This window comes from Paenibacillus sp. SYP-B3998 (assembly GCF_010820665.1).
Lineage (GTDB): Bacteria > Bacillota > Bacilli > Paenibacillales > NBRC-103111 > Paenibacillus_E.
The window spans coordinates 228,613-250,388 of record NZ_JAAIKC010000003.1; the positions used below are offsets into that span (position 1 = coordinate 228,613).

Consider the following 21,776-nt stretch of genomic DNA (forward strand, 5'->3'; position numbering starts at 1 on the left):
ATAGTACACCCATAGAAGGCTTTCAAGTTGTTTAACATTTTTGGAGGGGTGGATGAACGCCACATTATGGTGTAAACTCACTATATAAAGTTGGCAAAGAGGGATCGTATGGCACAATTTGATCTTATTTCAGATATTCATCTTGATTTTTGGGTTAAGGAAACGAGTAGTTTATGGAGTCTGCAGAGGAGGATTAAGAAATTCATCAGGCAGATTCTGCCGGAAGCTTGCTCGAATACACTGCTCATTGCAGGAGATTTGGGCCATAGCAACAAACAGAATTACATCTTCCTCAAGCTCTTGAAAGAACATTATACGAATATTCTAATTGTTATTGGCAATCACGATTATTATTTGGACAAGGCGACACTCGCAGGTAAAAGCGGTCAAGATTCGATGGATCGCATGAAGGAAATGAAGTTGCTTGCCAGCCAATTGCCTGGTATTACCTACTTGGATGGGGATTGCGTTGAGCTTGATGGTGTAACCTATGGCGGTTGTGGTATGTGGTACGATTTGCAGTACGGTATTCAAGTGCTGAAATCGACAAAGGATCATATTTTTCGACATTGGACGAAGGTTTCGAATGATTTTTCTCGAATTCAAGGCAAGCCTAGATTAACACTGGACATGTTTACGAAGGAAAAGGCGAAGCTTGACAAGATTATTGCCAATTCGCAAGTCATTCTAACCCATGTTTCACCGGATTGGAGCAGGGTGCCTGAGGGAAGGGAGTTGGATCTTGCAACAAGCTTTTATTACTTTGATGGAGCTGAATATGCCAGTCAACTTGCTAATAAAACATGGTGTTTCGGTCACATTCATCAGCGAATGGATTATGTGCATCATCAGTGCCGCTTCATTAACGCATCCCTAGGCTATCCGAAGAAGCCGTTAGTTCCACCAATCGGAATAAGTACGATTACCATTTAAACTGTGTTATGGAGGCTTCTCTAGAATGAGCTTAAATATTCAACTCGTCAGCTACACCAATCCTCTTTTATTGGAATTGATTTCTAAATTAGACGAAGATCTAATGGTGCGCTATCCCATTGAAGAAATCCATTTTGTGGATTTCAATGATCCATCTGTTGAACGGATTACTTTTGCTATTGTTTTCGAAGGCGAGATGCCGGTTGGCTGCGGCGCTTTGCGCCCATTTGATACAGAGACTACTGAATTAAAGCGCTTTTTCGTGGATAAAGATTACCGGAATCGCGGTATTGCTTCAAGCTTGTTGGCATTCTTGGAGAAGCAAGCTCTGAATGCGGGTTATCGCATTATGCGATTAGAGACAGGCGCTGCTCAACCAGAAGCGATTGCACTTTATACGAAGCATGGTTACTATCCAATTGATCCATTTGGTGAATATATTGGAAGTAAGGGCAGCTTATGCTACGAAAAAAGGATCTGAATAAGAAGGCAAAAAGCGACGTTCATCGGAACGTCGCTTTTTTGCCTTCTTATTTATTAACGATCTGTTGCTCCCAGTCGAGAAGGAATTTCATGGTTGCATCGCGTTGTTCTTTAGCGGATATAGCGGCGGGTAGATCCCCTTTTTGAAAGCCATAGCTGCCGAACTGAGCGTAGTTCCCGCCTTGGATGATGTGGTATTCGGTAGAAATAGGCATTTGAGTCAAGCGCGCATACCCTAGGAAAGATCAGGAAATAATGGAAGTAAGACTACATCCAAGAATACGGAGAAGCCCATATGTTCGCTCATTGGTTGAGCTCCAAGAAGAAAAAGCCCTTACCAGAGAAGACGGTGCCTGCTTCTGCATCTATTCCCTTATTTTCAACGATTCAAGAAAATATCGCTTATACGCAGCAAACCCTTGGCTACAGCACGGACCTAATTGTAAGGGAGTTTAACTTCTACGCAATTACGGAACCTATAGCCATTCTTTATACAGATGGGCTTGTTAATGCTACGGTTGTCAATGATTTTATTATGAGATCGATAATGACCGAAACGATGGAAGTCGATCCTGAGAAAGATCCATATGATATGCTGCTATCGCATGCGTTAACCATTGGTGAGATTAAACAAGTAACCGATATGAAAGCGATGCTGCAGCATATTTTGTCAGGCGATACGGTCATTTTGCTCGGTGGTTCTTCCGTAGGACTTGCAGCCGCTACCAAGGGGTGGAAAGACCGAGGCGTTACGGAAACATCTGTCGAAACCGTCGTACGGGGCCCGAGAGAGTCCTTCTCTGAGTCAATGCGAACGAATACGGCGTTAATCCGTAGGAAGATTAAAGATCCTAATTTATGGGTGGAATCCATGGTGGTTGGCTCCGTTACGCAGACGGACGTCGCGATTATGTATGTAAAAGGAATCGCCAATGATGCATTAGTTACTGAAGTGCGTAATCGGTTGAATCAAATTCAAATCGATGGCATTTTTGAGAGCAGTAATATTGAAGAGCTCATACAGGATGAAATATGGACGCCTTTTCCAACGGTATATAACTCGGAACGCCCTGATGTGATAGCTATTGAATTGGTTCAAGGCAAAGTTGCAATTCTCGTAGACGGCACACCCTTCGTGCTTATTGCACCTGCGCTGTTCGGCTCTTTCCTTAAAGCTTCCGAAGATTACTACCATCGGGTAGATATTAGCACGTTAGTGAGGATGCTCAGGTATGCCGGATTTCTGATTGCGTTGCTAGCTCCTTCTCTATACGTAGCTATTACTACATTTCATCAAGAAATGCTGCCTACGCAGCTTCTGATCAGTCTGGCTGCACAAAGAGAAGGTATTCCATTTCCAGCCTTTATAGAAGCTTTATTAATGGAGTTGACCTTTGAAATTTTGCGGGAAGCGGCTCTCCGGATGCCGCGGAGTATTGGTTCTGCGTTATCGTTTGTCGGTACGCTTGTCATTGGGCAGGCCGCGGTCGAAGCGGGCATCGTCTCGGCAGCAATGGTCATCGTCGTTTCAATAACGGCCATTAGCAGCTTTGTTTTTCCCTCCTATGATTTGTCGAATGCGATCCGTATTTTGCGCTTTCCACTAATGGCTCTGGCAGCCTCATTCGGGTTATTTGGAATTTTGGCGGGGTTATTAGGACTCATTCTGCACATGAACAGCTTGCAATCGTTCGGTGTACCCTACTTAAGCCCATTCGCTCCACTTGAGCTGGATAAACAGAAGGACGCTCTATTTCGATTACCTTTTCAAATGTTATTTTCACGAACATCTTCGGTTCGATCGGGCAATGTAGTCAAAAAAGGGAGTAAAAAGTCCTTCAAACCTTAGAAGTGTGAAGTTGAGGGGGGAGGTGAAATCACCATGAGATTAGCCATTTGCTTACTTGCCATCGTCCTGCTTCTAAGTGGATGTTGGAGTCGTAAGGAACTTAATGATATTGCAATCGCGGAAGGTGTAGGCATTGATTTGGCAGGGGATCAATTCGAATTGACGGTCCAGATCGTTAATCCGAGCAATGTATCGAAAGCGAAGGGAGAACGAGAAACACCAGTAATCGTGTATTCGTCTAAAGGGGTCACTTTAAATGAAGCGGTAAGACGAATGACTTCTAATATCTCTCGAAAAATTTATTTTGCACATATACGTATCCTTGTTTTCTCAGAGGATTTGGCCCAAAAGGGCATCGTAAAAGCGATGGACTACTTGCAAAGAGGAAATGAATTTCGTTCGGATTTCAATGTGGTGATTGCGCGTGGCACTTCAGCTAAGGATGTTTTGAGTGTAATGACACCTTTAGAAAAGGTTCCAGCTAACTACATTTTTAATTCTTTAGAGGTTGCGAAAAAAGAATGGACGCCTACTGTTGCTATCAAATTAGATGAACTATCCGATGCACTTGTGACACCCGGAAGAAGCCCGGTCGTATCGGGTATACAGATAGCGGGATATCCTACTGAAGGAGCTAAAGAAAGCAATATCAGTTTCACCACGCCACCTGTGAGATTACAATACTCAGGCAACGCGATCTTTAAAAAAGATAAGCTCATCGGTTGGATGAATGAGAAAGAATCACGGGCTTACTCGATTATTTCGGGGAAATCCAGACGATCTTCTGTGCATGTCCTTTGTCCTAACGGAGGTAATATTGGGGTCGATATTGCACGTGTAACGACCAAAATGCATGCTAAAATCAAAAATAATAAACCTGAAATATTTATTGAAAGTAGGTTTGAAGGGAATGTCTCCGATGTAGAGTGTAAGATCGATTTGGATAAATTAGATACCATCACTCAATTGAACAAAGAAATCATTAATTTGGAGAGTTCTCTGATGGAGCATATCATCAAAAAAGCGCAGAACCTAGATACAGACATATTCGGCTTCGGAGAGGCTGTTCATCGTGCTGACAAGAAGTACTGGAAGAGGGTCAAAGACGATTGGGGGAATTATTTTAAAAAAGTGCAAACGCACATCGATGTGAATGTTCAAATTAGAGGGACAGGGACAATGGGCGAATCTGTTGTTGGCGATGTAAAGGAGTAGTAGCCATGTTAGTTGGTGTATGTGTGCTTCTCATATCGATCGTAATTGCATGGGTGGAAATCCCTCGATTATGGAGGGCTGGGAATAGGAAGGAAGTGTGGGTGTACGGTTCATTGCTGCTGCTTGGTAATGTGTTGGCCACGTTAAAGGGCATGAATAAACCTCTGCCGAATCCAGCGGAGTGGATCAGCATTGTTCTCATGCCATTAAGTAAGGTGCTGGCACAGATCGGATTATTAAAGTGGTAAGTAACCTAACCATCGTGCTGAAGGAGGCCAAGCATGAACAATGCAAACACATTAACGTCTAGACAGCTCATGATCATGATTATTTTGTTTTCAGTTGGAACAACCATTCTTGTTGTGCCGACTTTGTTAGTTGTTGAAGCCAAACAGGATGCGTGGATATCAGGTCTTGCTGGTATAAGCGTGGGGATGATTCTCCTCTGGCTCTATGTGAAGGTTGGAAAGAGGTTTGAAGGCGCTAACTTATTCCAAATCAACGAAATTGTCCTCGGGAAGTGGCTTGGCATGGGGATTAACCTGTTATTTGCTAGCCTATCTACTGTCCTGGGAGCTCAGGTTTTGTTTTATATTGGGATTTTCATGACGACCCAAATCATGCCAACTACGCCTATCCAAGCAATTCACATCTTGATGATTACAATTGTGGTTATTGGGGTGAAATTGGGGATTACCAACTTGGCTCGTACGGCTGAAATATTTTTCCCATGGATTGTATTATTTTTTTTTCTGCTGCTTATTTTTATTATGCCTCAGGTTCATGTGCAAAATATGCTACCTGTTGGTGAAGCGAGCATGAAGTCAATCATCCGAGCGACCTCTTTTATTGTTTCATACTCGTACATACCGTTATTTCTTGTCTATAGCTTGATTTCGCCAGATACCCGATTTCCTATTAATTTTGCAAAATCTTTTTATTTTGGTGGACTTACCAGTGGTATGATTTTGTTAGCTATTGCAGTTCTTAGTGTATTGGTTCTTGGTGTTGATCAATCTGCCAGACAATCCTATTCCACGTATGCGTTGGCTAAAAAAATTAACGTTGGTAATTTTCTGCAGCGAATTGAGGTTACGGTAGCTATCTTATGGTATATCTCAATTTTCTTTAAATTAACGCTCTATTTTCATACGGGCCTTTCAGGGATAGCTTATATGTTTCGTATCCAAAATTATAAAGTTCTTGCCATTCCACTGGGGTTAATCGTCATTGTCTTCTCTTTAATGGTCTACCCAAATAAGGCTTACATTCAGTTATGGGATCAAATGACCTGGATTCCACTGGTAATTGTATTCGGAATCATTCACCCTATCGTAATTTTGGGGATAAGTCGACTGCGAGGAAAGTAGAGAAGGGATTTGAAGGTATGGGCACTGAGCGGTTGACCCCACGGCAATTCATGATTTTAGTTATTCTTTTTTCTATTGGAACAGCGATATTGATCATCCCTTCAGCACTAGCAGCTGAAGCCAAGCAAGACGCATGGATATTGGAAATAGTCGGCGTGGGGATAGGGATTGTGCTTTGTTGGCTCTACATTTATATTTCAAAACTGCATCCTGGTTGTACCATATTTCAAATCAATGAGAAAATTTTCGGTAAATGGTTGGGCAAATGCCTGTCACTAGGGATTGCGTTTACTACTTTAATCTTCAGCAGCCAAGTTTTATTTTATGTAGGCAATTTTTTAATTACACAAATCATGCCAACGACACCGATCGAAGCTACTCATATTCTAGTCATGGTAATCGTTATAATGGGGGCTAAACTAGGAGTTATTGTGCTTGCACGAACAGGAGAAATTTTTTTTCCATGGATTATACTTTTATTTATTTTGTTCATGGTAGTGATTATTCCACAAGTTCAGTTCAATTTCATTTTACCCATTGGAGAGGTCACCGTCATGCCGGTTATTCGGGGTGCATTGAAAATCAGCAGCTACTCTTACATGACAACGTTTTTCGTGTTCAATGTTCTTTTCAATAAGGTTGCCTCGATTCAAAAAGCGACCAAAGGCTATATCGTGGGTGCACTGGTAAGTGGAATCATGATGTTTACGTTTGTTGTTACAAGTATCCTAGTACTTGGACCAGAGAACACGGCCGTGCAAGCTTATCCAAGCTACGCGCTTGCTCAGAGAATTAATATCGGTAATGTTTTGCAACGTATTGAGGTCATCATAGCATTTCTATGGTTAGTGTCCATATTTTTCGAGTTATCCTTGTATTTTTATATTACCTTGCAAGGGATTGCAGAGGTGTTTCAGCTTAAGGACTACAAAAATCTTTGTTATCCAATCGGTGTTATCGTCACCGTTCTCTCTTTCGTCGTTTACCCGAGCACCCCCTACCAAAGTAAATGGGACGAGCAGACATGGATTCCGCAAGCTCTACTCATAGGTGTTATTTATCCCATTCTAATCGTATCGATAGATCAACTTAAAAAATTGAAAGTGTATCGAGCGTAAAACAGTTGAATGTACAGTTGTGAAGATGGGAGCTGCTATTAAAACATAGATGAAATATTGTATACTTAATTCAACAAAGATTGTGATGAAAGAGGGGTTGAAATGCCCGCCTATGCAGCGCTACTGCGCGGAATTAATGTGAATGGCCAAAAAATGATTAAGATGGATCATTTACGGGCCCTTTTTGAGTCTCTGAATTTTCAAAATGTGAGTACCTATATTCAAAGTGGCAATGTCGTTTTTAAGAGTGAGGAGGAAGACGCGGAAGTGTTGAAGGGCGTGATTGAGAAGGAATTGACTCGAATTCTTTCATTTGAGGTTCCAGTTCTCCTTCGCACAAAGGATGCGCTTGAGCAAGTTGTTCAGCGCAATCCTTATAAAGAAGTTATTGATCTAGAATCTAAACAATTATATGTAACATTCTTAACGAGAACGCCTACGGTTGATGCGGTTATCAAGACAGCATCTATTCAGAGTGAAATGGATGAGTTTCGCATTGTAGACAGAGAGGTTTACGTATTGTGCCGTGGCAGCTATGGAAAGACGAAATTCAGTAATGCGTTTTTTGAAAAAAAGCTAGGAGTAACCACGACGACAAGAAATTGGGATACCATCAATAAACTCATCCAGCTAACCGAAGGAGGGGTCTAACATTTCTCTGAAAATCACAAATACATTTATCAAAGTCGCACTCGATTGTCCAGTAGAAATAGGGGTCGCGCCGACCTCTTCAAAAGATAATAAGCCAGCGCATCTGATTCAATATGAGCTTCTCTCCCAAGACCCTTATGTATATACGCTTGAAGATCTCATTTATGAAGTTCATATTAGGCATAAGCAAATTCCTGATAGCGAGGTTCAGGTTCGTGGTGAAGAAATTCGCGCCGCGCTTTTCCAGAAGAAACATCCTTGTTTAAGAGCATCGATGCTTCCTAAGAAGCATGGCTGGGGAGTTCATCACAATCAAGAAGGGAAGATTGCCCTTTACGCGATGGAGTCTGAAGCGTATCAGCAATTCATCGAGACTGGAGATTCAGAGAATGGCCCAAAGCTGTTTTATGCCATGCGGAGTTCGCGTGGATAATGCTAGATAAGATGGATTGCTTAATTGAAGAACCCTCATACAAAACGGTATGAGGGTTCTTAGTATTTAGTTTTGGGTTGACAATAATACAAACAATATAATAAGATATCTATTATATAGTAAACTTTTCGAGGAAGTGTTTGTTTATGGAGGTTACCGAATTATTCTGGCAGGCTAATCTGGATGAATTGAAACAGGGTTATGTACGAGAAGGTCACTATTTTACTTGCCTATTATGTGGGAAGCGGGCGGAGTCTGGAATCATCTATCCAGAAGAGGGTGTGCTTTATGAAGCGGAAAAATATATGCATTATCATATACAGCATACGCATCAATCTGTCTTTCACTACTTAATAGGCTTGGATAAAAAACTGACAGGTTTAACCGAACATCAGAATAGCTTATTGAAGCTATTCTTTGAAGGGAAAAGCGATGGAGAGATTCAAAAAGAAATGGGAATCGGCAGCGCTTCGACGATCCGGAATCATCGTTTTGGCTTGAAGGAAAAAGAGCGACAAGCCAAAGTTTTTCTGGCAATGATGGAGCTTTTGAAAGAAAAGGATCAGTATGCGCCAGCTTTTGTTGACATTCACAAGACGGCCACAATGGTTGATGAGCGTTACAATGTGACGCAAGAGGAATACAATAAAATTGTAAAAAAGTACTTTCCTGAGGGACCGTCAGGTGCGATCACCACGTTTTCACAACAGGAAAAGCATAAGCTTGTCGTTCTGCGTGAAATTGCTAAGCACTTCGAGCCGGAACGACGGTATAAGGAAAAGGAAGTCAACGAGATCTTGGAAGTTGTTTATCATGACTACGTGACTGTGCGTAGGTACCTCATCGAATATGGCTTTCTGGATCGTAAGGAAGACGGCAGCCAATATTGGCTGCTGGGATAATTAACATAAACTTAGAAGGAGACAACACGTATGAATCGCAGACAAGAATTGCAGCAGCAATATAAAGAAACAAAGATAGAGGCTGGAGTCTTTCAAGTCCGAAATACGATGAATGGTAAAGTATGGGTCGTCAGCACAAAGAATTTAAGATCAATGAACGGTAAGCGGCTTGAACTGGAGATGGGGACCCATAAGAACATACCTTTGCAGAAAGAGTGGAATGAGTGCGGAGGCGATCACTTCGTTCTGGAAGTGTTGGAGGTATTGGAAGTAAAAGAAACGGGTTACTTTGACGCTGTGGATGCGCTTAAAAAGTTAGAGGAGAAGTGGTTGGAGCAGTTACAGCCTTTCGATGAACAAGGTTACAATAAACGGAAATTGAACTAGGTCTAGCAGGGGAACGAAATAGGTTACCTTGAGGAGCAATTATAATTGGTGTTTAGTTGTGAAATGATAAAGGGGATTATGCTCGCTGCTTGGCAGCTGGCATAATCTCTTTTTATTTTACATAGTTTTATCCTCTGTTGGATAGGCTGAGGGATAACTAGACACGCACTCACAATCGGAGGTTATAGTATGATGAGAAAGTCACTCCTTCTTGCAGGTATTCTGTCGCTCACGCTTTTAATTTACCCATTAGTCCCAGTAAAGCTGGTGTCTGGTTCGGCCACTGCATCGTCTGATACTATGGTGGCTAGCGAGCATGTGGTCACCATTCCTATTCTCAACTATCACAGCATCGGCGTCGCGCCCGGAAACCGCTATGTGCTTAGCCCGCAGGCCTTTGAACGCCAGATGAAGTACCTCGCCGTTCATCACTTCACCCCCCTTACACTGAATGACTTTACGCTCATCTTACAGAACCAAAAAGCTGCCCCACCCAGGCCAGTCCTACTCACGTTCGATGACGGGTATGCCAACAATGCCGAGCTGGCGATGCCTATTCTGCGGCAATACAACTTTCCAGCCACACTCTTCATCTCGCTCGGCGCCGTTGGGCAGCCAGGATATCTTAGTTGGCCGCAGATCAAAGAAATGCACGCGGCTGGATGGGATATACAGCCGCATACTGTGACTCATCCGCATCTGCCTCTGCTGGACGCAGACAAGCAGCGCGAGGAGATTATGCACTCGCGTCAGCAGCTTGAAGAGCAGCTCGGGGGGAAAGCAGATGTATTTGCTTTCCCTTACGGCGAATATAACGAGGAGACGTTGAAGATTCTTAGAGAGGCTGGATTCCGGTATGCGTTCACAACACAGGAAGGCAGGGTGGATTCATCGCTTCCACCCCTTGAGCTTCCACGTATTGTCGTATATGGGGATGATTATTTTCGCACTTGGAAGAAGAAGCTCCTTCGTCCTGCCTCCTGACTTAATGACGTACCATACAATGTGTGTACGGTTATTTGGAGCTTCAAATTTATTACCGGACAACAGGAATTTCATAAAAATCACTCCATTGTCTTATTGTTGGGCGATTTAATTTAACGAAGTGAGCTTAATCTAATATAATTAGATTAAGCTCTTATGTTATAATGATCAGGTGGGTTGAATATTGATTATTCACTCGCATTCCGACATCATAGAAGGGCGGTATGGAAATGGCAAGAAGGCGAATTCATCCTATACATACAAGCATCCAAACCGATACCGACATAACTTTATATATCCCTTTGGATCGAGAACGAATTGTGTGCAAAGCACTGGGCATGCTGAATGAGGTCGGTTTAAAGGATCTTAGCATGCGTAAAATTGCTGATAGCCTAGGCGTTAAGGCAGCCTCGCTCTATTATCATGTTAAAGATAAGGAAGAGCTCCTGCAGTTGTTAGCTGATCAAATAAGCAATCGAGTGGAATGGCCGCAAGAAACATTAGCGTGGGATCAGCAGATTATTTACTGGGCCCAGAGCTTTCGTAAAGCACTGCACGCCTTTCAGGACGCCGTGGACGTGTTTCATTCATCAACAGCCAGAGGGTACGATCGTTTACGACAAATTGAAGCCTTATATAATGTCTTTGTTCAGGCTGGATTTGACGATGTTCATATTCCATGGATGTCCGGGATGGTGAAAAATTATATCCTCAGCTTCGTTGCCGAAGAGGTGCAATTATCTTCACTAGCCAAACGCAGCGGCATTCCCTTTGAAGAGTTGTGCGAACAGTTCACGCAGACGTTTAAACGTTTGCCGCAAGATCAATTTCCACATCTGATTCGCATGGCTTCGTCGACGACAACTGGCGATTGGGAGACTGAGTTTATGTTTGGACTGCAAGTGCTGTTGGATGGTTTTAAAGCGAAATTAGTTAATCCATACTAAAGCTTTTGGTTTAGTAGTGGATTTACATAAAAATTTTAGTATAATCTTAGATAGAGATGGATTTTTCTCGCCACTATAATACGATTAAGGAGTTTTGAAATGGAAAAAACACTTATTTTCGGACATAAAAATCCGGACACCGATTCAATTTGTTCCGCACTTGCATACGCAGCTTTGAAAACAAAACTAGGTCAAAATGTAGAGGCTGTGCGTCTGGGGAGCGTCAACGGAGAAACACAATTTGCATTGGACACGTTTAAAGTCGCAGCACCTCGTCAAGTCGAAGCTGTAGCGAGCGAAGTGAACAACGTGATCCTGGTTGACCACGTCGAGCGCCAACAAAGCGTTAGTGATATTGATCAAGTACGTGTTGTGGAAGTTATCGACCACCACCGCATTGCTAATTTTGAGACAAGCTATCCGCTTTATTACCGTGCAGAGCCTGTTGGTTGCACAGCGACCATTTTAAATAAATTGTACAAAGAAAACGGCATCGCCATTGATAAAGACATCGCTGGTTTGATGCTTTCCGCCATCATTTCGGATTCTTTGCTGTTCAAATCTCCGACTTGCACCGAGCAAGATGTCGCAGCGGCTCTTGAACTGGCAGCAATTGCTGGTGTGGATGCTAATGCTTACGGGTTGGACATGCTGAAAGCTGGTGCTGATCTAAGCGATAAAACGATTGCGCAACTGATCACTCTGGATGCTAAAGAATTTCAAATGGGCAGTTATAAAGTAGAAATCGCTCAAGTCAATGCGGTTGACGTGAATGATGTGCTTGTTAAACAATCGGAAATCGAGTCTGCACTTACCAGTATTATTGCAGAGAAAAACTTGGATTTATTCCTTTTCGTTGTAACTGATATTTTGAATAATGATTCAGTTGGCTTGGCCCTTGGCCGAACAACAAATGCTGTTGAGAAAGCTTACAATGTTACTCTGGTAGATAACAAAGCTGTTTTGAAAGGCGTAGTATCCCGTAAATCGCAAATCGTTCCTGTATTAACGGATGCTTTTAACGCTTTGTAAAAATTAATGGAATAAGGTTAAAGACGCCGTTCACATCGCTGAGCGGTGTTTTTTGGTTGTTAGTCAATCATTTGGTATCATAGTAAATAGAAACAAGAAAGAGGTGAAGCGGGAGATGGTTGAACAAACCGATCAAGAGAAATATGAGTTAGCAACGTTTGCAGGCGGGTGCTTTTGGTGTATGGTAACGCCTTTCGAGGAGCTGCCGGGTATTATTTCGATGGTATCAGGATATACGGGAGGACACACAATTAATCCAACCTATAAAGAAGTTTGCTCTGAAACGACGGGGCACGCAGAAGCTGTCCAAATTACGTTTGATCCTGATCTGTTCCCTTATGATAAGCTACTTGAAACTTTTTGGCGTCAAATCGATCCAACGGATGCAGGCGGTCAGTTTCACGACCGAGGTTCATCATATCGGTCTGCAATTTTTTATCATAATGAAGCACAGAGGGTAAAAGCTGAAGCTTCCAAGTTGGCATTAGCGCACAGCGGCCGATTCGATCGACCTATCGCGACGGAAGTTGTACCTGCGGAAATATTTTATCCAGCAGAAGAATACCATCAAGATTATCATCACAAAAACCCGCTTCGATACAAAGCCTATCGCAAAGGCTCTGGTCGAGATGCCTATCTAGAGCGACATTGGAACACGGTGAAAGATAAGGAAGCTCGGAAGCAAAAGTTGACGCCGTTACAGTATGAAGTGACACAAAATAATGGCACAGAACGACCATTCACGAATGCGTACTGGGATTCGCATGAAGATGGACTTTATGTTGACATCGTTTCAGGAGAACCGCTATTCAGCTCTTATGACAAATTCGATTCCGGCTGCGGATGGCCGAGCTTTACAAAGCCGTTATTCCAAGGTACTGTCAAAGAGAAAACGGATGTTAGCCATTCTATGGTTCGAACAGAAGTGCGCAGTCAAGAAGCTGACTCTCACTTAGGACATGTTTTTACAGATGGGCCAGGACCGTCAGGTCTTAGGTATTGCATTAACTCCGCTTCGCTACGATTCATTCCAATCTCCGATTTGGAGCAAGAAGGGTATGGAGCTTATCTGCGTTTCTTTAGTGAGAAACAGGATTAGTTGAAGCGGGATCAAGTTCTGAAGTGTAGACGTTAACCAGGGAGAAGTAGTTCCCGGTTAGCGTCTTTTTTGTAGCACAAGGTGCGAATTACAAGGATTGGACCTATTTGTGTGTTAATCATTGTGGGGCCTGCACGGCCATTTGGATACACCTAGGTTACCCGCACAATATATAAGATTAATGCAAGGATGCCAAGCGCGAGGGCAAGGCCGTAAAAAATCGTCAGTCGGGACCAATTACCTTTGGTTTTGTTGTCATATTCCGGATTGCCTTCTCGATTTTGTTTCGAGTTCGCAATCATAATCGTCAGAGCTACGGCAAGTATTAAAAGGATTGAAAAGACGAAATAGTAAATACTAGTTGACATATTCATCACCCCTTTCTATGGGCCTTGTTTCGTTACGAACATTATTTTTATCAAAATGAAGGGTTGACATGGAGGTGGAGTTGTAACTATAATGATTACATCACCAAGTTGTTGTAACTATAGTTGTTACATCTAATGAATATTAGAAGATCATATCAATGGAGGTAATATCAGATGAAAATAGCCGTTATTGGAGCAAGTGGTAAAGCAGGGAATTTGATAGTGAAGGAGTCCTTGGATCGAGGACACACCGTTACTGCAATTGTGAGAAACGCGTCAAAAATTGACAACAACCAAGTCAAGGTTATTGAAAAAGATGTTTTTGACCTAACCACCGAGGAATTAAGCGCGTTTGATGTCGTAGTGAATGCATTCGGAGCGGCTCCAGGTCAAGAGCACCTGCATGTCGAAGCTGGCAAAGCACTTATTAATGCTTTAAAAGGAGTTTCGACCACGAGACTTGTAGTCGTTGGTGGAGCAGGCAGCTTGTATGTGGATCCAGATAAAACGATACGCGTAGTCGATACCCCAGAGTTCCCGAAAGAGTATTTATCAACAGCCCTAAACCAAGGAGAAAATCTTAAAGATTTACAGCATACCGATTCAATCCAATGGACATTCATCAGCCCATCGGCATTCTTCGATTATGATGGTAAACGGACTGGCGCTTATCAGACCGGTAAAGATCATTTATTAACGAATTCGCAAGGGCAAAGCTATATCAGCTATGCGGATTTTGCTATTGCTGCTCTTGATGAAATTGAAAATCCTCAGCATCAAAATCAGCGCTTTACTGTCGTTGCAGAAGCTTAAAATTAAGATATAATGGATTGATGAGCGCTTCCCAATTTCAAACGGGACAGCGTTCTTTTGTTTATTTTGCCAAATAAACTGAAAACGTATTCACTTTTTATTTGATGAAAAAATTGTTAAGAAGGAGGAGAAGTTCCTATTTACAACGAATATATACAAAATATACCAAAAACAGGAAAGGATGAAATAATGAATACGAAGAAGCCTTACTTACAAATCGCAGCTTTGGCCTTATCTCTAACGCTCACACTTAATACAGCACCACCCGCTTTCGCTGATGGAGGGGATTCAGCTACTGTAGGAACGGTTTCTATCTCTAATCAGAGTTACTTTGCATTAAAAAGCATTCATTTGACAACCTCGGAGAACGGCAAGTTGGCTGTTCTCAATTTAAGCATTCACAATGGTGGCAAAAATGCATTAAAAATTATTGATTATTGGGTGCGTTTAAAAAATAAATTAAATAGTGAATTCGTCGCTCGTTCGTTACCTGCGGATAAAGAGAAAAGCCATATTGCCCCAGGTTCCAACGTGGATCTCACATATTATGCGAGCGTGAATGAAAACACACAGCTGCAAGATTTGATAATCGAGTTTATTAAATGGGATTTAAACCAAGTGAATTTTGAAAGATTACTTGGCGAGGTTGTCATTCCTGAAACTTATTCGGATGTAACCCCATTCACCGAAAGCGCGATTCTGCGTATAGGCGAAATGGACGTAAAAGCATCGATTAAAAAGCTTGTCAGCAATAAAAATGAAAAATTTCACTTACCTACCGTATATTTGACACTTGAGAATGTTGGTACACATCCCGTAACAATTCCTGCTTATTTGTTCGCCATCCGCACAGAGGAACTACTCCTTTATCCGCTTGGCTCAAAAGGACTCAAGGATTTAGAGATCAAACCAAAAGCAACGAAAGAACTTCAGTTAACCGGTACGATTCCCGTGGCTGTCTCCACAGAACATTGGGAGTTGGTTGTTACAGAGAATGTCCCCGATTTGAAAATTAACTTTCATGTAGCTGCAAATCAACTCCCTACAGCGTCTTTGAATCAAGGTGGTTCTGTTGGTGAAAATCAATTGGAAACGAATGTTGATGGGCATAAGCTTGTGCTTGTGTTTGAAGATGGCGGGGAGGAGAAGTCATTTGAAAAGTTATTTGAAATGAAGGAATTTGATCCCGTGGATGGGGAAACATCTGAAAAATTTCAGGTATAAAGGGATATTATGGCAGAACAAAGGGGTAGATTGGTTTATTTCGACGAATTAATGGAAAGGTGCTAATATTATAAATGTTAATAAAACCTTTATATGGAAATAACACACAGAAAATGAAGCTTGGTTAAAGTTATCAGTATGCTGCCCATATCTAGGTACATAAGAATGAGGGAGAGAACACTCGTGCTGAAGAAAGTGCTTTGGGGTGCAGGCGGGTACTCTTAGGTTTTCAAATTGCTTGACCAGAAAGCCGTTTTTATCAAAATTAAGCTCGGGGAGGAAATGACGATTATATAGAAATTCTAGAAGGGTTGCAAGCCAATGAGCAGAGTATTGATGGTCAGTCTGCTGGAGTGAAAGAAGGCATGCAGGTCCAAGTAAAATGATTGTACTGGAGGGAATTCATAAAGTCTATCGTAACGGCACATTGGACGGTTACAAAAAATTTAATGAAGTAATGGTGGAAAGAAAATAACTTTTTTATAATATATAAATTATATTGATAAATTGATGTGAGGCGTTGCTAAAGTGAAACTTGATTAGATCAAGTTTTGCTTTAATTCCTCTGATTCGACAGCATTAGATAGGAAAAAGGGTTTTTATTTATTGATATACTTATTTTAACAAAAAAGCATATATGTTATAATTATTATCTATGTTTAATTGGTAAACACTTCTTACTAAGTTAATATAAAGCAAATATTTTGAGGCTGAGTTAAGATTAGGTTAAAAAAGATTAAATGTTTTGTTTGATCGAATAGGGGGGGGGATGTAAATTACATAGACGTAGATCTATATTTCTGTTATAAATAATATTTATAAAAGGTGAAAGAGGTTGATTGATGATGTCCAAACTTCATTCATGGTTCTTAAACGCGAGAGTTAATTCCCAGGCCAAGCTTCGGTTGTTTTGTTTACCCTACGCCGGAGGGGGAGCTTCGGTATTCCGTGAATGGCAGCAGTTTTTTCCAAAAGATATTGAAGTTTGTCCGATTCAGCTTCCTGGGAGAGAGGGTAGGGGATTAGAATCTCCGATGACGTCATTAACAGAAATCGTTCAAACACTTGTAACGGAGATCGAGCCCTTGCTGCATACACCGTTCGTATTTTTTGGGCACAGTATGGGAGCGATGCTTGCCTTTGAAACGGTTCGCCAGATCGGTGAAAAATATGAAAGAATTCCTGAGCACTTGTTCGTATCGGGACGTTCCGCACCGCATCTCTCCAGTATGAATAAACAACTTCACCATCTTGACGACGATCAATTTAAAATTGAACTGCGCCTGTTGAAGGGTACCCCGGAAGCTATTCTGCAGCATGATGAGTTAATGGAGTTGTTAATGCCTAGGCTCAGGGCTGACTTTGAATTATGCGAGACGTATGTGTATAAACAAGCTGAACCCCTAGCTTGTCCCATATCCGCATTTGGCGGGATCGCAGATGAGGATGTGAGCGCTGCCTCTATCGCTGCTTGGAACGAGCACACGCAGCATGAATTTAACATGAAAATGTTTGATGGCGATCATTTTTTTATACATAGCAGACAAGATGAAGTAATGAAGTTTGTTTACGAAATCTTTCATAAAACGCCAGCGATCTTAGCTAGAACTTAATTGAGACTCATGGTTAAGGACAAGAGGGTAGAGAACTTTACATTGTGGAGGGAAGCGAATGTCGAATCAACCGACCTGCACCTCGACACATGCACAGAAGCAAATATGATATACAGAAAGTTTATCCGAATACGAGCATTTCTAAAATCTTGGCGCCACATTTTATCTGATGGACGAACATTTGAATGTCGAACTGCTTCATCAGGCTACCCAGAACTTCGTCCACTGTAATGATAACATAAGACTCCGCGTACTAGACCAACACAGCAGCGTACCACGTCAGTATATTTCCTAATACCAACCTTTCGAAATTCCCTTTATTGATTTCAGTCATCTTGAGGACCCGCAATCTGCCGTAAAGCAATAGGATGAACAAGCGATGAAGCAGCCGTTTCAGCTCAATGCCTTTCTTAGAGCCAAGCTAGTTCATGTAAATGTTCAACGATATTTACTGCTCTTAGATATGCACATGTTATATCTGACGGTGTGTCTATGAGCGTATTCGTGAAAGAGTTCGCCAGCCTCTACTGTTAGGATTGAAACGTGCTCTCAGCCGAAATCCACTTTTCGATACCGTTTTCAGTGTGAAAATCAGGAAATGAGCATCTCGATGTTTACCGATCTCCGGTTTGAGCCTTATCAAAGTGAAAATATAATCGCTTAGTTCGACTTATCCATCAAAGCGATGCAGGATGAAAATGACCCTGTCCTCCATGCGGAAAATAGTACGCATTTGTTCAAAAAAGAAACGATCGAGCGAATGCTGAACGATTTTCGCCTGATTTTGCAGCAGGTTTCCATCGATCCTAGTCTTTTGTTAAGGGATCTTACTTTGTAGCAATATGTGAGATTGGACAATGTATTGGTGGAGGAAATCGAGTTTTTATTTTAGGCTCGAAGACGATCACAGGGGCCGACCATGCGCACAGGTTCATTATGGAGCTGCCAGATGGTTATGACAGCGTGGTTGGCGAGTGGGAAGCATCGCTGTCCGGAGGCCAGCGGCAACGAATTGCCATTGCAAGGGCGCTGCTTAAAAAAGCTTCGATTCTTCTATTAGATGAGGCAACCTCTGCATTAGACACGGAGTCTGAATACTGGGTCCAACAAGCTTTGCAAACTTTAATGAAGGACAAAACAACACGGATGATTACCCATCGACTTTTCTACCGTGGAACAAGCAAATATTTTATATGTCTTGGAGCATGGTGTCGTGAAGGAAATGGGAACCATATACAGCTTTTATCCAAAGAAGGTATTTATGGGCAGTTGCATCAACTAACAGTCACCTCAAGAGCACGAGAAGGTAACCCCTTAACGAAAAGCAGTTCAAAAAATCATTCGAAGATGAAGAGGAGTGGTACTGATGTCTATTTTTGAAAAAATGGAATCCAATGTACGTTCTTACAGTAGGTCTTTCCCGGATGTATTTACGAAAGCTAAAGGCTCGACGTTATACGCGGAATCAGGGAGAACCTTTATTGACTTTTTTGCAGGAGCGGGTGCTTTAAACTACGGTCATAATAATGATTTCATTAAAAGCAAGCTGGTCGACTATTTGGAGTCCGATGGGATATCTCACGGATTAGATATGTTTACTTCAGCCAAAGAAACCTTTCTACGCACTTTCTCGGAGATGATATTGAAGCCGAGAGAATTGGACTATAAAGTCCAATTCTGCGGACCAACAGGAACGAATGCGGTAGAAGCTGCATTAAAGCTAGCTCGGAAAGTCAAAGGCCGTACGGGGATCTTCTCTTTTATGGGCGCATTTCATGGGAATTCGCTTGGCAGTTTGTCGGTTACAAGTAATCTGTATCACCGATTAGCCGCAGGCACCGATTTGCACAATGTAACGTTCATGCCTTTCCCATGCGGTTATATGAACACTTTTGACACGATTGATTATATCGAAGCGATACTGGCTGATGACCATTCCGGTATCGACAAGCCGGCTGCAATTATTATCGAGACTGTACAGGCAGAGGGCGGCTTGAATGAAGCGCCTGTCGAGTGGCTGCAAAGACTCCGCAGCTTATGTAATCACCATGATATCCTGCTCATTTGCGATGAGATTCAGGTGGGTTGCGGTCGAACAGGTCCATTTTTCTCCTTCGAGCGAGCAGATATCGTGCCGGATATCATCGTGTTGTCCAAGTCGATCAGCGGTTACGGGCTCCCTATGTCCCTAGTTCTATTGAAGCCTGAGCTGGACGTGTGGAAACCCGCTGAGCATACGGGGACCTTTCGAGGCAATCAAATGGCATTTGTTTGCGCATCGGCAGCACTAGCGTACAGGGAGCAAGTACAGTTAGAAGCTGAGGTTTACAAAAAGGAGCAATTTGTGAAACGGTTTTTGAATGAGCATATTGCTACGTTAAGCAAGGACATTCATGTAAGAGGTATGGGGCTGTTATGGGGCGTTGATGTATCCGAATGCAAGCATTCGAACATTTCCAAAGAAATAGCCATGAGGTGTTATGAGTTGGGGCTCGTTTTGGAGCGTGTTGGCCGTCAAGATGCTGTCATCAAAATCATGCCACCCCTCACGATATCTATAGAAGAACTTGAACAAGGCTGTAAGATTTTGCAGCAAGCGGTGCAGGATTGCTTGGTGAGGAGGGAGTTGAAGGAGCCAGCATTCATAAATAACTAATTTCAACCAGAGGAGCAGATGCAGGATCAGCGCTACAACGAAATGCAGTTGGCTATAATACCCGGTTGAACCAAAAGGAGGAGAATTTATGTTTAAGAAGGTATCGTCCCTGTTAGTAGCTCTTGTCATTGTTATAAGCGTCCTAACCGTTCCGGTTCAAGCGGGAGTCATTACTAATCCAAATACGGGTGGGGTGCCTGGTTCATGGACGAAGGGCACCAATCCCGCCGTGATCGACCCCAACAAACCAGCGATACTCTTCGTACACGGCTTGAATAGCAACAGCGGGACTTGGTACGATAACAACGATATGTACCAAAACGCTTACAATAATGGTTACCAGACGGCTTTCATTAATCTGTATGACATCACAGGAACATCTCAAAGCATGTGGGATAATGGCAAGCTGCTGGCCGAAAAAATCAAAGAAATCAGCGAAAGCTTCGGCAAAAAATTAGTTATTGTCGCACACAGCAAAGGCGGAGTCGACACCCAAACCGCACTCGTACATGATAACGCGTATCCTTATGTTTCAAATGTTATTACGCTCAGCAGCCCGCATTACGGCTCTCAATTGGCAGACTTAGCCTACAGCAGCTGGGCAAGCTGGCTGGCAAATTTGATTGGTTCGCAAAATCCAGGCACTTACTCGCTGCAAACGTCTTATATGAGCTATTTCCGTTCAATTACAGACACGAATGCGAATATCGGGAAAAACAAGTTTTACACCTTCGCCGGAAATAACTGGTCAACAGGCAGTACCGCTCACTTTTTGGGAGGCTTATATTTGCAGACTTACGGTCCGAACGACGGTGTAGTTACAGTCAAAAATTCCTATGTACCAAACGGAACGATGGTGAAAGTTGGCGAATGGAATCACACAACGGTGAAAACAGGTTCTTACACCTTTGCGTTGCTCAAGCCTTACTTGGTGCTGGGACAAGCGGCCAAGGCTGATCAAAACCCAGAAGAGTTCTCAGCGGCCCAGGAAAAAGCGAACAAAGAGGAGCAAACTAGTCAATTTTTCATACGCGGCGGTCAATTAAACGGAAAGGCGACAGAAAGCTTTACGGTGGAAAATAACGTGTCTGCGATCAAATTAGACTGGTTAGGCAACAAACCGCTGGACAAGCTGGAAATCCTGGCACCTGATGGCTCTGAGCAGCAAGTCAAACTGACATCTGCCCAAGATGATGGCGTGTTTAAAGGAGCTTGGCATCATACAGCTACGATTTCCAAGCCGAAGGTTGGCGAATGGAAGGCATCCGCAGTAAGTTCGCAGCCTGGCGGCTACTTGTTCACCGTCGCCTATGAAACGAGCAGCAAAACGAAAGTGAACCTGCAGCAAGAACAGAATAATAAGAAGTTGAAATTGCAGGTCGAAGGGCTTAAGACGGATAAAACGAAGATCACTTATACGATTGATTTCAATCAAGAAGATAAAACCAAGTCGGCTGGAAAAAATAAACCTAAACGCATAAAAACCCAAGAGTCGCTTGTATCGACGGATGAACTTATCCTGCCGACTTCCGAAGGAAGCGGTGTTTACAATGTGACAGCAGAAATTGAAGGGGAAACAGCGGAGGGCTTTAAATATCGCCGGACGCTTCTAAAATCAGTCTATGTAGATGAGAAGGGAATTACTTACACGCCTTAATTGGACGCATTGGTAAGGAAAACAGGCTTTCAAGTGTTTAAG

24 protein-coding genes are annotated in these 21,776 nt (G+C 42.5%); 22 read left to right on the forward strand and 2 right to left on the reverse strand.

The annotated features are described in order from the left end of the window. The first annotated feature begins 108 nt into the window (after positions 1 to 108). Both GK047_RS11440 and GK047_RS11445 read left to right on the forward strand, forming a co-directional pair. The gene (locus tag GK047_RS11440) at positions 109 to 933 is read left to right on the forward strand and encodes a metallophosphoesterase family protein (protein ID WP_163945968.1); all 825 of its coding nucleotides are present in this window, start codon (positions 109 to 111) and stop codon (positions 931 to 933) included. Between the two features lie 25 nt (positions 934 to 958). After that, complete coding sequence (locus GK047_RS11445; RefSeq protein ID WP_163945971.1) at positions 959 to 1,414, forward strand: GNAT family N-acetyltransferase; 456 nt, start codon at positions 959 to 961, stop codon at positions 1,412 to 1,414. 49 nt (positions 1,415 to 1,463) lie between these two features. On the opposite strand, the gene GK047_RS11450 is transcribed toward GK047_RS11445, so the two are convergent. Further along, entirely contained in the window at positions 1,464 to 1,631 is a 168-nt protein-coding gene (locus GK047_RS11450) for an alpha/beta hydrolase (protein ID WP_275901665.1), read from the reverse strand. Positions 1,632 to 1,711: 80 nt separating this feature from the next. Here GK047_RS11450 and GK047_RS11455 point away from each other — a divergent pair, with 80 nt between their 5' ends. The 13 genes from GK047_RS11455 to msrB all read left to right on the forward strand — a co-directional run bounded on the left by GK047_RS11455 (position 1,712) and on the right by msrB (position 13,403). Next, on the forward strand, positions 1,712 to 3,265 hold the full coding sequence (locus GK047_RS11455; RefSeq protein ID WP_163945976.1) for a spore germination protein: 1,554 nt from the start codon (positions 1,712 to 1,714) through the stop codon (positions 3,263 to 3,265). Positions 3,266 to 3,298: 33 nt separating this feature from the next. Next, positions 3,299 to 4,480, forward strand: coding sequence for a Ger(x)C family spore germination protein (locus GK047_RS11460; protein WP_163945979.1), 1,182 nt, complete (start codon positions 3,299 to 3,301; stop codon positions 4,478 to 4,480). Between the two features lie 5 nt (positions 4,481 to 4,485). Further along, entirely contained in the window at positions 4,486 to 4,728 is a 243-nt protein-coding gene (locus GK047_RS11465; RefSeq protein ID WP_163945982.1) for a hypothetical protein, read from the forward strand. 33 nt (positions 4,729 to 4,761) lie between these two features. Further along, the gene (locus GK047_RS11470; RefSeq protein WP_163945985.1) at positions 4,762 to 5,850 is read left to right on the forward strand and encodes a GerAB/ArcD/ProY family transporter; all 1,089 of its coding nucleotides are present in this window, start codon (positions 4,762 to 4,764) and stop codon (positions 5,848 to 5,850) included. Positions 5,851 to 5,867: 17 nt separating this feature from the next. Next, positions 5,868 to 6,968, forward strand: a complete 1,101-nt coding sequence (locus GK047_RS11475; protein ID WP_163945988.1) for a GerAB/ArcD/ProY family transporter — start codon at positions 5,868 to 5,870, stop codon at positions 6,966 to 6,968. 102 nt (positions 6,969 to 7,070) lie between these two features. After that, entirely contained in the window at positions 7,071 to 7,619 is a 549-nt protein-coding gene (locus GK047_RS11480) for a DUF1697 domain-containing protein (protein WP_163945991.1), read from the forward strand. A 28-nt stretch (positions 7,620 to 7,647) separates the two neighbouring features. Beyond that, positions 7,648 to 8,052: a DUF6157 family protein gene (locus GK047_RS11485; protein WP_481856002.1), complete on the forward strand. Its 405-nt coding sequence runs from the start codon at positions 7,648 to 7,650 to the stop codon at positions 8,050 to 8,052. Between the two features lie 146 nt (positions 8,053 to 8,198). Next, positions 8,199 to 8,954 (forward strand): DUF2087 domain-containing protein, encoded by a 756-nt coding sequence (locus tag GK047_RS11490; protein ID WP_163945995.1) that lies wholly within the window; start codon positions 8,199 to 8,201, stop codon positions 8,952 to 8,954. A gap of 30 nt (positions 8,955 to 8,984) precedes the next feature. Beyond that, positions 8,985 to 9,341, forward strand: a complete 357-nt coding sequence (locus tag GK047_RS11495; RefSeq protein WP_163945998.1) for a GIY-YIG nuclease family protein — start codon at positions 8,985 to 8,987, stop codon at positions 9,339 to 9,341. Positions 9,342 to 9,749: 408 nt separating this feature from the next. Then, complete coding sequence (locus GK047_RS11500) at positions 9,750 to 10,325, forward strand: polysaccharide deacetylase family protein (protein WP_240343907.1); 576 nt, start codon at positions 9,750 to 9,752, stop codon at positions 10,323 to 10,325. 230 nt (positions 10,326 to 10,555) lie between these two features. After that, on the forward strand, positions 10,556 to 11,272 hold the full coding sequence (locus GK047_RS11505) for a TetR/AcrR family transcriptional regulator C-terminal domain-containing protein (protein WP_163946000.1): 717 nt from the start codon (positions 10,556 to 10,558) through the stop codon (positions 11,270 to 11,272). Positions 11,273 to 11,371: 99 nt separating this feature from the next. Next, positions 11,372 to 12,304: a manganese-dependent inorganic pyrophosphatase gene (locus GK047_RS11510; RefSeq protein ID WP_163946003.1), complete on the forward strand. Its 933-nt coding sequence runs from the start codon at positions 11,372 to 11,374 to the stop codon at positions 12,302 to 12,304. A gap of 115 nt (positions 12,305 to 12,419) precedes the next feature. Beyond that, on the forward strand, positions 12,420 to 13,403 hold the full coding sequence (gene msrB, locus GK047_RS11515; protein WP_163946020.1) for a peptide-methionine (R)-S-oxide reductase MsrB: 984 nt from the start codon (positions 12,420 to 12,422) through the stop codon (positions 13,401 to 13,403). Between the two features lie 152 nt (positions 13,404 to 13,555). Here the strand turns inward: msrB and GK047_RS11520 are convergent, their stop codons facing one another. Next, a complete protein-coding gene (locus tag GK047_RS11520) occupies positions 13,556 to 13,771 on the reverse strand; it encodes a hypothetical protein (protein ID WP_163946024.1) in 216 nt (71 codons plus the stop codon). A 174-nt stretch (positions 13,772 to 13,945) separates the two neighbouring features. Between GK047_RS11520 and GK047_RS11525 the strand changes: the two genes are divergently transcribed. The 7 genes from GK047_RS11525 (at position 13,946) to GK047_RS11555 (ending at position 21,734) form a co-directional block, all read left to right on the forward strand. Continuing rightward, a complete protein-coding gene (locus GK047_RS11525) occupies positions 13,946 to 14,584 on the forward strand; it encodes an NAD(P)-dependent oxidoreductase (protein WP_163946027.1) in 639 nt (212 codons plus the stop codon). A 189-nt stretch (positions 14,585 to 14,773) separates the two neighbouring features. Beyond that, complete coding sequence (locus GK047_RS11530) at positions 14,774 to 15,808, forward strand: hypothetical protein (RefSeq protein ID WP_163946030.1); 1,035 nt, start codon at positions 14,774 to 14,776, stop codon at positions 15,806 to 15,808. 842 nt (positions 15,809 to 16,650) lie between these two features. Next, positions 16,651 to 17,421 (forward strand): thioesterase II family protein, encoded by a 771-nt coding sequence (locus GK047_RS11535; protein WP_163946033.1) that lies wholly within the window; start codon positions 16,651 to 16,653, stop codon positions 17,419 to 17,421. A gap of 685 nt (positions 17,422 to 18,106) precedes the next feature. After that, positions 18,107 to 18,259 carry a hypothetical protein gene (locus GK047_RS11540; protein WP_163946036.1) on the forward strand — a complete coding sequence of 51 codons (153 nt, stop codon included), beginning with the start codon at positions 18,107 to 18,109 and terminating at the stop codon, positions 18,257 to 18,259. Positions 18,260 to 18,357: 98 nt separating this feature from the next. After that, the gene (locus GK047_RS30140) at positions 18,358 to 18,801 is read left to right on the forward strand and encodes an ATP-binding cassette domain-containing protein (RefSeq protein ID WP_163946039.1); all 444 of its coding nucleotides are present in this window, start codon (positions 18,358 to 18,360) and stop codon (positions 18,799 to 18,801) included. Continuing rightward, on the forward strand, positions 18,788 to 20,077 hold the full coding sequence (gene ectB / locus GK047_RS11550) for a diaminobutyrate--2-oxoglutarate transaminase (protein WP_163946049.1): 1,290 nt from the start codon (positions 18,788 to 18,790) through the stop codon (positions 20,075 to 20,077). The genes GK047_RS30140 and ectB overlap by 14 nt, the downstream gene beginning before the upstream one ends. A gap of 88 nt (positions 20,078 to 20,165) precedes the next feature. Beyond that, positions 20,166 to 21,734, forward strand: a complete 1,569-nt coding sequence (locus GK047_RS11555; protein ID WP_163946053.1) for a PGAP1-like alpha/beta domain-containing protein — start codon at positions 20,166 to 20,168, stop codon at positions 21,732 to 21,734. Positions 21,735 to 21,776: the final 42 nt, after the last annotated feature.